14 protein-coding genes are annotated in these 15,730 nt (G+C 70.1%); 8 read left to right on the plus strand and 6 right to left on the minus strand.

The features are described from left to right. Positions 1-26 precede the first annotated feature (26 nt). Positions 27-782: a PIG-L deacetylase family protein gene (locus AC3ANN_RS00425; protein WP_488339039.1), complete on the minus strand. Its 756-nt coding sequence runs from the start codon at positions 780-782 to the stop codon at positions 27-29. A 152-nt stretch (positions 783-934) separates the two neighbouring features. Between AC3ANN_RS00425 and ligM the strand changes: the two genes are divergently transcribed. Beyond that, a complete protein-coding gene (gene ligM / locus AC3ANN_RS00430) occupies positions 935-2,341 on the plus strand; it encodes a vanillate/3-O-methylgallate O-demethylase (protein WP_488339040.1) in 1,407 nt (468 codons plus the stop codon). 6 nt (positions 2,342-2,347) lie between these two features. Continuing rightward, positions 2,348-3,232, plus strand: a complete 885-nt coding sequence (locus tag AC3ANN_RS00435) for an IclR family transcriptional regulator (protein ID WP_488339041.1) — start codon at positions 2,348-2,350, stop codon at positions 3,230-3,232. Between the two features lie 56 nt (positions 3,233-3,288). Here the strand turns inward: AC3ANN_RS00435 and AC3ANN_RS00440 are convergent, their stop codons facing one another. From AC3ANN_RS00440 to AC3ANN_RS00455, 4 genes are all read right to left on the minus strand, one after another. Then, a complete protein-coding gene (locus AC3ANN_RS00440) occupies positions 3,289-4,908 on the minus strand; it encodes a tannase/feruloyl esterase family alpha/beta hydrolase (RefSeq protein ID WP_488339042.1) in 1,620 nt (539 codons plus the stop codon). 174 nt (positions 4,909-5,082) lie between these two features. Next, on the minus strand, positions 5,083-5,862 hold the full coding sequence (locus AC3ANN_RS00445) for a DUF1932 domain-containing protein (protein WP_488339043.1): 780 nt from the start codon (positions 5,860-5,862) through the stop codon (positions 5,083-5,085). After that, complete coding sequence (locus tag AC3ANN_RS00450) at positions 5,859-6,767, minus strand: IclR family transcriptional regulator (protein ID WP_488339044.1); 909 nt, start codon at positions 6,765-6,767, stop codon at positions 5,859-5,861. Before AC3ANN_RS00450 ends, AC3ANN_RS00445 begins: the two co-directional genes overlap by 4 nt. 67 nt (positions 6,768-6,834) lie before the next feature. Further along, positions 6,835-8,202 (minus strand): aminomethyl transferase family protein, encoded by a 1,368-nt coding sequence (locus AC3ANN_RS00455; RefSeq protein ID WP_488339045.1) that lies wholly within the window; start codon positions 8,200-8,202, stop codon positions 6,835-6,837. 255 nt (positions 8,203-8,457) lie between these two features. On the opposite strand from AC3ANN_RS00455, the gene AC3ANN_RS00460 reads away from it, so the two are divergent. Genes AC3ANN_RS00460 through AC3ANN_RS00480 form a run of 5 tightly spaced genes read left to right on the plus strand, consistent with a single transcriptional unit; the run spans position 8,458 to position 13,190 of the window. After that, positions 8,458-9,237, plus strand: a complete 780-nt coding sequence (locus AC3ANN_RS00460; RefSeq protein ID WP_488339046.1) for an ABC transporter ATP-binding protein — start codon at positions 8,458-8,460, stop codon at positions 9,235-9,237. Continuing rightward, positions 9,224-9,934, plus strand: coding sequence for an ABC transporter ATP-binding protein (locus AC3ANN_RS00465; RefSeq protein WP_488339047.1), 711 nt, complete (start codon positions 9,224-9,226; stop codon positions 9,932-9,934). The genes AC3ANN_RS00460 and AC3ANN_RS00465 overlap by 14 nt, the downstream gene beginning before the upstream one ends. 2 nt (positions 9,935-9,936) lie before the next feature. Further along, positions 9,937-10,818 carry a branched-chain amino acid ABC transporter permease gene (locus tag AC3ANN_RS00470; RefSeq protein WP_488339048.1) on the plus strand — a complete coding sequence of 294 codons (882 nt, stop codon included), beginning with the start codon at positions 9,937-9,939 and terminating at the stop codon, positions 10,816-10,818. Then, positions 10,818-11,903, plus strand: coding sequence for a branched-chain amino acid ABC transporter permease (locus AC3ANN_RS00475; protein ID WP_488339049.1), 1,086 nt, complete (start codon positions 10,818-10,820; stop codon positions 11,901-11,903). Before AC3ANN_RS00470 ends, AC3ANN_RS00475 begins: the two co-directional genes overlap by 1 nt. A gap of 21 nt (positions 11,904-11,924) precedes the next feature. After that, positions 11,925-13,190 (plus strand): ABC transporter substrate-binding protein, encoded by a 1,266-nt coding sequence (locus AC3ANN_RS00480; protein ID WP_488339050.1) that lies wholly within the window; start codon positions 11,925-11,927, stop codon positions 13,188-13,190. 178 nt (positions 13,191-13,368) lie between these two features. Here AC3ANN_RS00480 and AC3ANN_RS00485 read toward each other — a convergent pair whose 3' ends face one another. Then, on the minus strand, positions 13,369-14,049 hold the full coding sequence (locus AC3ANN_RS00485) for a GntR family transcriptional regulator (protein ID WP_488339051.1): 681 nt from the start codon (positions 14,047-14,049) through the stop codon (positions 13,369-13,371). Positions 14,050-14,219: 170 nt separating this feature from the next. Between AC3ANN_RS00485 and AC3ANN_RS00490 the strand changes: the two genes are divergently transcribed. After that, positions 14,220-15,716 carry an aldehyde dehydrogenase family protein gene (locus tag AC3ANN_RS00490; RefSeq protein WP_488339052.1) on the plus strand — a complete coding sequence of 499 codons (1,497 nt, stop codon included), beginning with the start codon at positions 14,220-14,222 and terminating at the stop codon, positions 15,714-15,716. The last annotated feature ends 14 nt before the right edge of the window (positions 15,717-15,730 follow it).

A 15,730-nucleotide genomic window follows, 5' to 3' on the forward strand; every position in this document is an offset into this window, starting at 1 on the left:
AGGTGAAGTCTCGCGGCGTGAGGGGGTCATGACAGCCTCGCGGTGACCTGCGGGAAGTAGCGCATGTAGGCCTCGCCCATCGTCTCGTGAGGGAGACCCAGGTTCGGGCCGGCGTTGCGCTTGAGCTGGACGCCACGGCGCACGGCGAGGTCGGTGTAATACGACCACATGTGCTTCTGCGCGGGGAGGCACTCCATCGCCGCCCGCTTGCGGGGGAAGGCGTCGGTGATGTCGAGCAGCACGTCGGGCGTGAAATCGCACTGCTCGGGCTGGTGCGGTTCGAAGAAGAAGACAGGGGGCGCGCCGATGATCTCGTCCTGCGTGGGGAACGAGCCGTCGGAGTTCGCGACGCCGATCGCCTGGGCGAGCACGCGGGCCTCGAGCGCCATGCGTGCCGCAGCCGGGTGGTCGCCGTTGTAGGGGTCGCGGAGCGTGTGGGTCAGCACGATCGACGGCTGCACGCGACGGTAGAGGTCGACCAGCCGCGCGATCGCCTCGCGGGACTCGGCGAGGGGGTAGTCGCCGAGGTCGAGGAACTCGATCTCGGCGCCGAGAGCGGATGCCGCAGCCTCCGCCTCCGCGCGGCGGATGGCCTTGATCTCGTCGAGGCTCTTGCCCTGCAGCCACTGGCTCGCAGACTCCCCACGCTCACCGTAAGAGAGGCACGCGACGACTGCGCGCTCGCCGCGCATCGTGGCGGCGGCGATCGCGCCGCCGGCCCGCCACACGAAATCGCCCGCGTGGGCGCTGACCACGAGGAGCGTGTCGGGGGTGTCCGTCATGGGGCCAGCGAAGCATACCCCTGGCGGATTGGTCAACATATTGTCTACAATCGTGGCGACCCGGATACCTCTGGACATAGGTATCTGGCCCACGTACCATCGCGGTCAGGCCCCGCGGTGCCAGCACACCGGACAAGGAAGTCGAGGGACTCATGGCCAGCAACCTGCAGGAGCTGATGGACCAGCGCGGAAGCGTCGTCGAGATGCTGCGCAACGCGCAGCTCGGGACCTACATCTACCCCGTGGTCCCCGCGGAGTTCACGAACTGGCGCCGCGAGCAGAAGGCGTGGCGCGAGACGGCGGTGCTCTACGACCAGACCCATCACATGGTCAACTTCTTCATGACCGGCCCGGACGCGTTGAAGCTCCTGTCCGACACGGGGATCAACTCGTTCGCGAACTTCCCGGTGAACACCGCCAAGCAGTTCGTGCCGACGTCGTCGACCGGCGGCGTCGTCGGGGACGGCATCCTGTTCCACCTCGCGGAGGACGAGTACGTGTACGTGGGCCGGGCGCCGGGGGCGAACTGGCTGCAGTTCCACGCCGAGACCGGCGGGTACGACGTCGAGACGCGCTACGACGACCGGTCGCCGTCGCGCCCGTATGGGGCCGCGGTCACGCGGGAGTACTACCGCTTCCAGATCCAGGGCCCGAACGCATGGCAGATCATCGAGAAGCTCGCCGGCGGCCCCGTCGAGCAGGTGAGGTTCTTCCACATGGGCGAGATCGAGATCGCGGGGCAGCGCGTGCGCACGCTCCGCCATGGCATGGCGGGCGCCCCGGGACTGGAGATCTGGGGTCCGTACGAGCAGCACGGCAGGATCCGCGACGCGGTGCTGCAGGCGGGGGCGGAGTTCGGCATCGAGCCGTGCGGCTCGCGCGCGTACTCGTCGAACACGCTCGAGTCGGGCTGGATCCCGTCGCCGCTGCCCGCGATCTACAGCGGCGGCGCGATCGAGCGGCGCTACCGCGAGTGGCTGCCGGCCGACAGTTACGAGGCGATCAACGCGCTCGCCGGCTCTTTCGTCTCGGACAGCATCGACGACTACTACCTGAACCCGTGGGACCTCGGCTACGGCTCGTTCGTGAAGTTCGACCACGACTTCATCGGCCGCGACGCGCTCGAGCAGATCGACCCCGAGCGGCAGCGCAAGAAGGTCACGCTCGCGTGGGACGACGAGGACCTCGGCCGGATCCTCGCCTCCGTGATCGACCGCGAGGGACCGGGCTACCAGTTCTTCGACCTGCCGAACGCGAACTACGGCTCGTCGAACTACGACGCCGTGCTGGATGCCGACGACAACGTCGTGGGCCTGTCGCTGTTCACCGGCGTCACGGCGAACGAGCGTCGCGGGCTGTCTCTGGCGACGGTGGACAGCGACGTGCCGATCGGCGCGGAGGTGCGCGTCGTGTGGGGCGAGCCCGACGGCGGCACGCGCAAGACGACGGTCGAGCCGCACGAGCAGATCGCGGTGCGAGCCGTCGTGAGTCCGGTGCCGTACGCCGTGACGGCGCGGCAGGAGTACCACGGCGGCTGGCGCACCGCCGGAGCGGCGTAGCGGCCCATGGCACGCGGCTCGGACGGCGAGTCCGTCCTGCACAAGCACCTCCGGGTGCTGCAGGCGTTCGACATCCTGCGCCCGTTCCTCACGCTGACCGAGATCTCCGAGACGACCGGGCTCCCGGCATCCACCACCCACCGGCTCGTCGCCGAGCTCGAGCGCGAGGGGCTGCTCGAGCGGATGCCCGACCGCTCGTACCGGCTCGGGGTGCGGCTGTGGGAGTTCGCCTCGCGCACGCCGGGTGCCGTCGGTCTTCGTGAGCTGGCGCGCCCGTGGCTCGAGGCCGTGCACGCGCGGGTGCGTCAGCACACGCAGCTCGGCGTGCTGAGCGGCCGGGACGTGCTCTTCATCGAGCGCCTCTCGACGCGCGACGCCGTGGTCAACGCGACCCTCATCGGCGGTCGCGTGCCCCTCCCGGTGAGCTCGAGCGGGCTCGTGCTGCTGGCGCACTCGGCACCCGGCGCCGTCGACGAGGTGATCGTGGAGGGGTGGCCGCGCTACACGTCGGCGACGATCAGCAACGGCGACGAGCTGCGTGCCCGCCTGCGTCGGATCCGCGCCGACGGCTTCGCCGTGACCGATGGGCACATCCATCCCGAGTCGCGCGGGATCGCTGTGCCGGTCATCAGCGCGCGGGGGCGGACGCACGCCGCGATCGGCGTCGTCGTGCCCAACGACGGCACATCCGCGCAGCCCGTGATCGAGCTTCTGACCGTGGCGGCCTCGGGCATCTCGCGTGCGCTCGAGGAGGCGTACCTGCCCGACGGCGCCGGCGACACGGGCACCGCAGGGCACGGGCTGCGCGCGCTCGTCAACAGCTCCCGTCCGTCGCTGGACTACTTCGCGTCGCTCGACGCACGGGCGCCCTCGGCGGCGCGCGGCGCCTGAGCGATCCGCCATGCGGGACCCCGGCACCCGCCGGGGTCCCGCATGGCGGGTGCCGGTCAGCCGGTCACGCAGGCGAACGAGCCGGCCTGGTCGAGCGAGCCCGCGCCCTCGTACCGGGGCCACGACGGGTACTCGCACATCGGCCGCGTGCGGTCGGCGCCTGGATTCCCGTCGCGGGCCACGAGTCCCGAGGGCTCGACGCCGTTCTCGACCCAGTCGACGATCGCGTCGAGGCCGTCGTACTGGGCGACGAAACGGCCCTGTCCGTGACCCCAGCCGGGCACCATGTAGAACTTCGCGAACGAGTCGAGCCGGTGGCCGAACTCGTCCTGCAGCGACTCCCAGTACTGCACGGTGTTGTGCGGGGTGATGAAGTCGTCGATCGTGCCGTGGGTGAGGATCACCTTGCCGCCGTGCGCGCGGAAGCGGTTGAGCGACACATCCGTGACGTCCATGATCTCGCCCACCTCCTGCACGCGATCGGCGTAGTCCAGCGGATCGGCCGTGTACGCGTCGAAGCCGGGGGGATCGCCGGCCACGCCGTAGCGCATGGTCGCCTCGAACACCTGGAACTGCAGGCCCTGCGACAGCGGACCGCTGCCGAAGCCCGGGAACCCCTGGTAGAGCGCGCCCTCGAACAGGGCGCTCCGCGCGAAGACCGAGTTGCCCTCGATGTCGATGCCGAGGTCGTAGTCGGTGGTGATCTTGATCGCCGCCTCGATCTCGGTCTCGGAGAGACAGCTGTCGACCGCCGCGGGGTCGGTTCCCGCCGGGCACGCGAGCGTGTCGATGTCGAACGCGTCGCCGCAGCCCGCGACGTCGCTGACGATGCCGTCGGCCGCTCCGTCCAGCCCGTCGCACGCGGCATAGACGGCGCCGGTGATGGTCGACGTCTCTGCGGCGTTCAGGTGCCCGGCGCCGCCCTCGAGGAGGAGTGCGTCGCGGAAGTTCACCGCCCCCACGTGCATCATCGTGACGTTGTACGCGGGGTAGTTGGCGATGACCCCGTCGTAGTCCTTCGGGTACCGCGCCGCGGCGTCGAGCGCCTCGTGTCCGCCCTGGGAGCCGCCGATGAAGTACGACCACTCCGGATCGACGCCGTACGCCGCGTCGATCACCGCGTATGCCGCGTCATGCGCCTTCTTCACGGACCACTGCCCGTAGTTGAGGAACAGCTCCTCGTCGAGCTGGAAGGTGCCGTCGAAGCCGGGAGCGCCCTGATGCCCGCCGTCCGAGCCGAGCGTCACCCAGCCCTGGGCGAGCGCGGTGGGCGTTCCCGAGGGCTGCGCGGTGTACGCGCCGGTCGCGGTCACGAGCGACCCGTCGAATCCGCCGCCGCCGAACTGCAGCGTGCGTCCGTTCCATGCACTCGGGAGGTTGACCTGGAACTGCATGTCCTGCGGCGCCGAAACGGCGCGGATCCACCCGGTGACGGCGCAGTAGCTCCCCGCGGCGTCCCACACGGCGGTCTCGATGTCGGCGCCCCGCGTGGGCAGTCCGATCTCCTTGGCGGGGACGGCGAGCCCGGCCAGCGAGGCGCACTGCGCCTCGGTGAGCGCGGGCGGGTCCCCGTGGGGTCCGCCCGCGGCGGCGGCGGACGCCGTCCCCGCACTCGCGACGAGCACTGCGGCGATGCCGATCGACAGCGCCGTCAGTCGCCTTGACGTGGTTCTCATGACGCTCCTTTGCGTTTGTCTTCGCCCGGCGCTGCGGCACGCCGCGCCGTGCACGTGCCGCGACGATGACAGGTCGGCCGGCGCGCGACAACCGCATTTCCGTCCAGTGCCGCTTCCCGTTGTGCGCGGCGACGGACGGGGGTATCGTCGCGTGGCTCTGCGTGTCGCGCAGCGTCAGCCGTCGCGCTGCTCGCCGACGATGCGCTCGAACCACGCGAGGGTCGCGCGGGTCATGTCGGCGGGCTGACCGGCCTCGTCCAGCGATTCGAGGGCTGCGCGCACCTCGTGCTCGCGTCGCGCCGCGTGGCGCCGCGTCCCCTCGATGAGTCGATCGACGAGGCGTGCGCCGTCGGGGCCCAGTTCGATGGCCATCTGCGCACGGAGCCAGTCGTCCGCGCCGGCGGCGCGGGCGGCCCCGAGCCCTTCGAAGACGAGTGCGGCCAGTCCCTTCATGAACACGCTCCGCAGCAGGCGCAGCCGCGCCGCCTCGCCGGCGTCGGCGTCCAGCACATCGACGGGCACCTCGTACGGCTCGAGGCGCGCGGCGAACTCCCGTGCGCCGGTGCCGCTGGCGAGCAGCGGGGTGCGGTGTCCCTCCCGGGCGACGGGGGCGAGCACGGCGACGTCGGCCATGGCGAGGCCCCGGTCGGCCGCCACCTCGGCGATGTGCTGCTTGATGTCGGGCGCGGCGGTGTTCAGATCGGCGTACACGGAGTCGGCGGGCACGTGCGGCAGCGCAGCGCGGGCGACGGATGCCGCGGCCTGGCCGGTCACGAGGCTCAGCGTCACGTCGGCGCCCGCCACCGTCTCGGCGAGTGTCGCGAACTGCGGCACGGCGGGGTCGCCGAGCTGATGGTGCGGGTCGTGGCCGCGCACCGCCGCACCGGCGCGCGCGAATCCGCGCGCGTAGAGGCGGCCGGCTTCGCCGAGGCCGAGGATCGCGATGGTCGTCATGCGCGGCCCCCCTGGAGCTCGGCCGCAGCGATGGGGTGAGGCGCGGCGGCATCATGCGGGTCCGTCTCGAGGCTCTCGAGGTACTCGAGTGATCGCCGGGAGCCGCTGACGAGCGGGCGGATGCCGTGCGTGCGCTCGTCGACGTCCGGGCGGTAGGCCGTCGCGAGGTCGCGGGCGATGCCCGCCGCCGCACGCCGGAGCAGTTCGACATACGGGTGGGGCGAGCCGCCGTCGTTCGGCAGCACGACGCCGATCGCGGCGTACACGCTGCCCCCTGGCCCGGCGACGGGCACGGCGATGCCGCGCGACTCGGGATGGATGTGCCCGTCCGTGAGTGCGTAGCCGTCCTCCCGCACCCTGCTCAGCCGCGCGCGGAGCTCGGCCTCGGTGCGGATCGTGCGGTCGGTGTAGGTCCGCAGTCCGCGCTCGACGACCGCGTCGACGAGGTCGGGCTCCGCGTACGCGAGGAGGGCGAGTCCGCTGGAGGAGGCGTGGAGGGGGATGCGGCCGCCGATGAGCGTCGCGTTGACCACCGCGTCGCGCGTCGACAGACGGTCGATGAACAGCACGTCCCGCCCGCTCAGCACCGCCAGCTGCGTATGCTGCCGCACGCGCTCGTGCACCGCGCCGAGCCACGGCCGGGCGATCTCGCGCAAGCCGACCGCCCCGGGGGTGCGGCTCGCGAACTCCCACAGGCGCACCCCGAGCCGGTACGTGCGGTCGGGCAGGCGCTCGAGCAGCCCCTCGCTCTCGAGTTCGGCGATCAGCCGATGCGCGCTCGAGCGCGCGAGGCCCGCGGCATCCGCGATCTCGCTGAGCGTGAGGAACGGATGCCACGCGTCGAAGCTCTCGAGCACGCGCAGGTGGCGGTGCAGCACCGACTCGCCCGCTGATCCCCGTGCCACGGCATCCTCCTCGACGACGGCGCCATGCTACCCGCCGGCTCCTGGGCGGGGGCCCGGCGTGACGGCGTCACGTGTTCTGGCGATAGACCGTCCGCGCGTAGTCGTGGTACGGCGCGGGAGCGACGGTCGCACGGATGCGCACCTGGCGGTGATCGGCGTCGACCGAGTCCTTGCGCGAGACGGGGTCCTCTCCCCACACGACCTCGACCTGCTCGCCGTCGCCGATGCCGGTGTCGAGCGTCGCGAGCGACATGTAGAGCTGGTCGTACGCGACGTACCCGGCATCCGTCGAGATCCCCACGCGCTCGCCGTCCTTCAGGATCTCGTCCATCTGATAGAGCCCGTAACGGGCCTTGGGGAAGTCCAGGTACTTGGCGGGCGTGCCTGGCTCGAGCTGCGAGCGCACGACGGCGGCGACGTCCTCGGAGTTCCAGATGAGCGTGACCTTGCGGCGTCGCTGGTTCTCGGCGTGCTTCTCGAGCGCCTCGCGCCCGTGGAAGTCGTGGTCGAAGCGCACCGAACGGCCGAGGCCGATGTCGAAAGGCGTCATGTAGTAGTCGTGGACGTCGGGGGAGTACAGCGAGCCGCCGACCGACCCGATCCGCGCGGCCGGCAGCCATTCGCGGTAGTCCGCGAAGTCGTCGTCGAACACGGCGGGGAACGGCGTCGGCACCCAGCCCGACTCCAGCGGCGACGACGAGTACGCCTTGGCGCCGACGCGACGGATGTCGTGCTCGGCGCCGGCCTCCATGAGCGCGTCGAGCACGACCTCGTTGTCTTCCCAGGGTCCGTAGAACTCGAAGCCGGGCTGCCCGGCCATGCCGTGCCGCAGCGCCTTGACGGGGCGTCCGGCGATCGTCACATCGCCGATGTGGAAGAACTTGATCTCGGGCGCGGGGCCGCCGAAGACCTTCTCCATCACGATGTCGGCCTTCGGTCCCTGGAGCTCGTAGCGGTAGAACGTCGGCGGGCCCTGCCGCATGTGCGAGTTGGCCTCGAGCCGGTAGCGCACGTCGCGGCCTGCGGCCTGCGCCTTCTCGACGTTGTAGCGCACCCAGTCGATGAGGATGTGGTGCCCGATGAGCACGAGCCCCTCGGGGCCCTCGGAGTTGTAGAAGAGGATGCCGTCGCCGATGAGGTAGCCGTCCTGGTTCACCGAGATCAGCTGCTTGGCGACACCCGGGCGGAACGTCGCGAACGTGTTCGGCGAGATCGAGCTCAGCAACGGGATCAGGTCGGTCCCGTCGAGGAAGAGCTGCGTCATGTGATGGGACTGGTCCATGAGCGCCACGGTCGTGTTCCACGCGCGCTGCTCATCGCGCCAGTTCGTGAACTCGGGCGCCACGGGGAACGTGAACGCCGGCCAGTTCTGGTTGCGCAGCAGTTCGACGGCGCTTCCTGCGCGGTCGATGGCTTGGGCGAGTGTCTCGGTCATCGTCGACCCTTCCGTGTGAGATCTGAGCTGCGGTCAGCGTAGGAGCGGGGTCCCGAGAGGCCTCGTCGGTATTCCGTTGAGTGGAAACGGATGCCGCGACCGTGCGTCCGGCGGGAGACCATCGGATCGAAGATCACGGTCGCGAAACGTCACGCCAAAATCGTTGACAATCTCGACGTAGCTCCGTAGTTTTCGGGCAGGGGAGGACTCGAGTCCCCTGGTCGACCACGACGCGATGACGCGAAAGGTGGAGGAATGGGCGCTCGGCTCGCTCTCCGCGACGTCAGCCTCCACTTCGGCGGCGTCAAGGTCCTCGAGAGCGTCTCGTTCACGGTGGAACCGGGTCAGATCTTCGGCCTCGTCGGCCCGAACGGCGCAGGCAAGACCTCCCTGTTCAACTGCGTCAGCGGCCACTATCGGCCGAGCGCCGGCTCGGTCATGATCGACGACGCCGAGGTGCTCGGCTGGCGCCCTGCGACGCTCGCGAGGCACGGCCTCGCCCGCACGTTCCAGCATCCGGCGCTGCAGTTGCGTGAGACCGTGCTCGAGAACGTGCTCCTCGGCGCGCACACCCGGCTTCCGGGCGGCCCTGTCGAGTGGTCGCTCCGGCTGCCGCGCACGACGCGCGCCGAGAAGGCGCTCCGCCAGGAGGCGCTCGACCTCCTGGAACGCAATGGGCTCGGGTGGGCGGCGAAGATGCGCGCCGAAGAGCTGTCGCACGGACTCCACAAGGGGATCGAACTGTGCCGCGCGCTCCTGACGAAACCGCGCCTGCTGCTGCTGGACGAGCCGGCGGCGGGGCTTCCCCACTCCGAGGTGGAACAGCTGATCGACACCGTGCGGCGGGTGCGCGACGACGACATCACCATCGTGATCGTGGAGCACAACATGGGGCTCATCTCGGCGCTCACGGACCGCGTCGTCGTGCTCGACCACGGTCGCAAGCTCATGGAGGGCTCGGCCGCCGAGGCGCAGGCCGACCCTCGCGTCATCGAGGCGTACATCGGCAAGGAGGCGGCCGATGACGCTGCTTGAGCTGATCGACATCACTGCCTCGTATGGACGCGTCCAGGTGCTCGAGTCGGTGTCGCTCGCGGTCCCCGATGGCGGAGCCGTCGGGATCCTCGGTGCGAACGGCGCGGGCAAGACGACGACGCTGCGCGCCATCTCGGGCACGGTGAGATCGACCGGCACCATCCGCTTCGACGGCCGGGAGCTGCGCGGACTCCGGCCCGACCAGGTCGCCGCGCTCGGGATCGCCCACGTCCCCGAGGGTCGCGGCACGCTTTCCGACCTGACGGTGCGTGAGAACCTCCGCGTCGGCGCGTACAAGCGCAAGGACCGCAAGGGCATCCAGGCCGACATCGACTACTGCCTCGACCTGTTCCCGCAGCTGCAGGACCGGATCCGCTCGAACGGTTCGGCGCTGTCGGGCGGCGAACAGCAGATGCTGGCCATCGCCCGTGCGATCATGGCGAAGCCGCGGCTGCTGCTGCTGGACGAAGCATCCCTCGGTCTCGCCCCCGGCACGGCCAGGGCGGTGTACGCCGCGATCCGCCGGCTGCGCGTCGAATCCGGCATCGCGATGCTCGTCGTCGAGCAGAACGCGAATCTCGCCTTCACGCTCGTCGACAGCGCGACCGTGCTCGAGACCGGCCGCAGCGTCCTGACCGGCTCCGCGGCGGAGCTCAAGGGCATGGACGAGATCCGCCGCGCATACCTGGGAGGCTGACGGTGGGGACCTTCATCCAGCTCGTGATCGACGGCCTGTCGACGGGGTCGATCTACGCCGCCCTGGCCCTCGCCATCGTGCTCGTGAACCAGGCCACCGGCCTCATCAACTTCGCCCAGGGCGGCATGGCCGTGCTCTCGGCCTACATCGCGTGGGCCATCTACGGCTTCGGCGTCCCGCTGATCCTCGCGATCGTGGCATCCGTCGCGATCTCGTTCGTGCTCGGCGCCGTCATCGAGCGCTACCTCATTCGGCGGTTCGAGCGCGGCGACCCCGACACCGCAGTCGTCGTGACGATCGGCCTGCTCACGCTCATCACGGGCCTCTGCGCGTGGATCTGGACGTACAACAACCGCCTGTTCCCCTCGCTGTTCCCGCTCGAGACGATCCAGATCGCCGGGGCGGTCGTCAGCGTCCGCTCGCTCGGCACGTTCATCGTGATCGTGGCGATCATGCTCCTGCTGCAGGCGCTGTTCCTCGGCACCAAGCTGGGGCTCGCGCTGCGGGCGGTCGCGATCAATCCCGATTCGGCGGCGTTCTCGGGGGTGCCGGTCGGCCGACACCTCATGATCGGGTGGGGACTCGCCGCTTCCCTCGGTGCGGTGGCCGGCGTCCTCGTCGCCCCGCAGCTGACGCTCACCCCCGGGATGATGGACTCCGCGCTCGTGTACGCGCTCGCCGCGGTCATCCTCGGCGGCCTGTCGAGCCCCATCGGCGTCGTCGTCGCCGCATGGCTCATCGGCGTCCTCGAGAACCTCGCCGCCGTCTACGTGCCGTTCATCGGGCACGACCTCAAGATCGCGGTGCCGTTCATCCTCATCTTCGTGGTGCTCATCCTGAGGCCGCAGGGCCTCTTCGGCCGGAAAGCGGTGGTGCGCGTCTGATGTCGACGACCGAAGCGACTCCCCGCCGCGCGTCCGTTCCCGACGCGACGCCGTTCCTCCACCGGCCGTGGGTGCGGTGGGCCGGCATCGCGCTGATCGTCGTCCTCGCGGTGGTCGTGCCCCTCATGCTCCCCGAGTTCGCGAACCAGACGATCGCGCGCATCGGCGTCTTCGCCGTCGCGGTGCTCGGACTCAACGTCGTCATGGGATACACCGGCCAGGTGTCACTGGGGCAGATCTTCTTCGTCGGACTCGGCGCGTACGTGACGGCGTGGGGGGTGCAGGCCGACCTCAACATCGTGGTGGTGTTCGTGCTCGCCCTCCTCGTGCCCGCCGTCGTCGGACTGCTCATCGCGCTCGCCGCGGCCCGGCTCGGCGGGCTCGCCATCGCCATGGTGACGATCGCCCTGCCCATCGTCGGGGTGCCGCTGGCCAAGCGCCTGTCGGACTTCACCGGGGGCTCTCAGGGCACGTCGGCCCGATTCTCGGATGCGCCGGAGTGGACCGGCCTCTACGACGACCAATGGCAGCTGTACATCGTCATCCTGATCGGCGGCATCACGTTCCTGCTCACGCGGAACCTCGTGCGCGGCAAGTACGGCCGGGCCTTCGCCATCGTCAAGGGCAACGAGGCGGTCGCCGGAGCCATGGGCGTCTCGCCGTACCGCTACAAGGTGCTGGCGTTCACGATCGCATCGCTCATCGGCGGCATCAGCGGCTTCCTCTACATGGTCGTGATCCAGTACACCTCGCCCGAGACCCTTCACTTCGGCCACTCGATCGAGCTGCTCGCCTCGATGGTGATCGGCGGCGCGGGCAGCATCCTCGGGTCGCTGCTCGGCGGCATCTGGTACGTGGTCGTGCCGCAGATCACGAACATCATCGATCCCAACATCACGGCGATGCTGCAGGGCGCGATCCTGCTCGTCGTGCTGTTCATCCTCCCCGGCGGGCTCGTCTCGCTGCCGCGGCTGTTCCGACGCCGTCGGCGCGACTCGGGGTCCGCCCCGCGGCCGGGCGGCGCAGGATCCACCACACGGGCGGACGCTCCCACCAAGTCACCACCACCTACGACGCAGTCGTAAGAACACAGAGAGGCAGGACCCATGAGCACGAATCGCAGAAGGATGCGCGTCGCCTCGGTCGTCGCGGGAATCGGCATCGTCGCCGTCCTCGCTGCCGGCTGCGCGCGCGGCGGCGGCACGCCCGAGGGCACGGAGGGCGGCGGCGAGGCCAGTCCCGGCATCACCGACGACTCCATCACGCTCGGCATCACGACCCCGCTGTCGGGGCCGACCGCCGGTCCCGGCACCTGCACGGTCGCCGGCATCACCGCCTACTTCGGCGCGAAGAACGCCGAGGGCGGTGTCGAGTTCGGAGACGGCAACACCCGCACCGTCGAGATCGAGGCGCTCGACGACGAATACGACCCGCAGAAGGCCAAGGCCAACTACGACCAGCTCAAGAGCAGCGTGTTCGCGATGACGGCGGGGCTCGGCACGCCCACCAACCGGGCGTGGCGCGAGGCGGCGATCGCCGACGAGGTGCCGCAGGTGCTGATCATGACGGGCGACCCGATCTTCAGCGACGCGGCAGAGAGCCCATGGCAGCTCGGGTTCGTCCCGATCTACCAGAACGAGGGTGAGGCGTTCGGAGAGCTGCTCGCCGGCTCGGCCGAGGACCACAAGGTCGCGATCCTCTCGCAGAACGACGACTACGGCGAGGGCTACGTCGAGGGCTTCAAGTCGGCGATCGAGGGTGCCGACAACATCGAGGTCGTGAAGGAGCTCACCTACGAAGCCACCGACACCTCGGTCGACGCCCAGCTGACCGAGCTCGCAGGCTCCGGAGCTGACGTGTTCTTCAACGCGATGTCGATCACGCCGCTGGTGATCTCGTCGCTGCAGAAGACGCAGGAGCTCGGATGGCTGCCGTCCTGGTTCCTTCCGTCGAACACCTCGAGCCCGAGCGCGATCCTCGAGCCCGGCGGCGCCACGGCCTTCCCGGGCGTGTACACCGTCGCGTTCGCGCAGTCCGCTGCCGCGCCGACGTTCGCCGAGAGCGAGGAGGGCGCTGCCTTCCTCGAGCAGATGGCGGAGTACGCGAACTACCCGGACGTTCCGGCGTTCCCGCACTGCGTCTGGTCGTACCAGATCGGCGCGACCCTCGAGCAGGTGTTCGCAGAGATGACCGAGCCCACGCGCGAGAACTTCATGGAGGCCCTTCGCAACGTCTCGGGCTACACCGCGCCCCTCATGCTGGAGGGTTCGACCGTCGACACGACCCAGGACGGCCAGCCCGCGGTCTCGACGGTGCAGGTGCAGAAGTACAACGGCAAGGGCTACGCCCCGGCCGAGAGCTGGGACGAGTGACCTGAACCGGCGAGAGGGGCGGCGTGGAGGCATCCGCGCCGCCCCTCTCTCGTTCCGGGCTGTCACCGGCGGCGACGAGATCAGGTGATGTCACGGGGGCAGGTGGTTTCGCGCTGGTTCCGCCTACGCCGGTGACATCACCTGATCTCGTGACGGATGCCGCGGCCGGCCGCGCCGATCACTCCATGCTGTGGAGCACCTCGACGATGCCCGACAGGTGCGCGCGGGTCGCGGCCTCGGCGGCGTCGGCGTCGCCCGCGAGGATCGCGTCGATGATCGCGATGTGCTCGGGTGCGGACTGGGCCGCGCGGCCGGGGTGGAACGCGAGGCGAAACTGATGGCGAGCCGACTGCGCGCGCAGGCGCTCGAGCAGCTGGGTGGCGGTCCCGTGCCGGCTCAGGTCGCGGATGCGGCGGTCGAGCTCCTGGTTCAGGCGCGAGTACCCCACGAGGTCGCCGGAGCCGACGGCCGCCTCGATCGCGCCGCGGAGCTCTCTCAGCTGTTCCGCGTCGGCGGGCGTGACGTGCTGGGCGGCCTTGCGGGCGCACAGCGTCTCGAGCCCGATGCGGACCTCGACGATCTCGATGGCCTCGTCCACGCTGATCGCCCGTACGCGCGCGCCGCGGTTCGGGAGGCGCTCGACGAGACCCTCTCCGGCGAGGTTGAGCAGCGCGGTCCGCACGGCTGCCCGCGATGCGCCGTAGCGTTCGCTGAGGTCCGCCTCGATGAGGCGCTGGTGCGGCGCGAACTGCGCGTCGAGGATCGCGTCCCGGATCTGCTGCGTCAGATCGGGGCGTTCCGTCGCATCATCCGTGTCCAGCAGCGCGGCATCCGTCATGTCGGCCTTCCCCTTCGGCATCCTCGCCCGCACTGACACTATCTCGCGATCCGTGCGGTGTTGAGCAGCATTCCATACGAAATCTTCGCGGATTTCGTCGACAATCTTGATTCGGCCGCATGCGAGGAGCACGCTGGAGACAACGGTCCGCGCACCCGAGCGCGGACCTTGCACGGAGAGGTGGGCGTTCCATGAGCGAGACGGTGGCGGGGACTGCGGTCCGGACGGGACTGTTCATCGGAGGTGAGGAGCGATTCACCGACGACGTGCTGTCGATCCCCGATCCCGGCAAGCCGGGTGTGACCGTCGGCGAGGCGGCGGCGGCGTCGCCCGCGGACGTGACGGATGCCGTCGCCGCGGCGAAGGCCGCGTTCCCGGCATGGGCGGCCCTCTCGCCTCAGGAGCGCGCTCGGCAGATGTCCGAGGCGATCGCAGGCATCGCCGACGATCGTGACACGGACGCGGCGATCCTGTCGCAGGAGAACGGCAAGATCCGGCTCGAGGCGTGGATCGACGCCCTCGTGTTCGAGCTGCGCTGGAACCTCGCCCTGATGCTCGCCGACGAGGTCGACACCGGCAAGACGCTGCCGCCCGTCCCCGGCGCGATCCCGGTCTCGACCGACGTGTCGTACCAGCCACTCGGAGTGGTCACGGTGATCGTGCCCTTCAACTGGCCCATCGCGATCCTCGGAGCGTCGCTGCCGCACGCGCTTCTGGCGGGCAACACCGCGATCGTCAAGCCGCCGCCCTCGGCGCCGCTCGCGACCGCCCGGGTCGTGCAGCGCGTCGCCGAGAAGCTGCCGCCCGGCGTGCTCAACGTGATCACCGGCAGTGATCAGGACATGGCGGGACTCATCCAGAACCCGGATGTCGCGAAGGTGTGCTTCACCGGATCCGTGAACGGCGGCAAGCGGATCATGGAGATGGCATCGAAGACGCTCACACGGGTGACGCTCGAGCTGGGCGGCAACGACGCGGCCGTGTTCCTCGAGGACGCCGTCCTCGACGACGAGCACCTCGACCGTCTGTATGCGGCGATCTACGACACGACGGGCCAGATCTGCATGAACGCCAAGCGCGTGTTCGTGCACCGCTCGCGCCTCGACGAGCTCGTGGCAGGACTCGCCGCGCGCCTCGAGAAGGCACGACTGGGCCACGGGCTCGACGACGGCACCACGATGGGGCCGCTGCATCAGCCGGCGCAGAAGGCGTTCGTCGACGAGATCATCCAGGAGGCGAAGGATGCCGGAGCCGACGTCCGGGAGTTCGGCGAGCTTCCCGGCGGCGATCTCTCCGGCGGCAACTTCGTGCGGCCCGCGATCGTGGTCGAGCCCGACCCGCAGCTGCGCGTGGTGACGCAGGAGCAGTTCGGGCCCGTCATCCCGGTCATCCCGTTCGACACCGAGGAGGAGGCGGTGCGCCTCGCCAACGACACGTGGGGCGGTCTGTGCGGCTCGGTCTGGACGGCCTCGCCCGAGGCCGCGAAGCGCGTCGGCTCGCAGCTGGTGTGCGGGTACGTGTGGGTCAACGACCACGGCGCGACGCGCCTGGACCTGCGGGCTCCGTTCGGCGGCATGAAGCAGTCGGGCTTCGGCCGCGAGCAGGGGATCGAGGGTGTCCGCGCCTTCCAGGACACGCGTTCCATCGCCACGATCGACCCGGAGGCCCTCGCGTCGATGGCGCACTGACCGGCGCGGGTCGG

Source organism: Microbacterium sp. STRO-2N, from assembly GCF_057747775.1.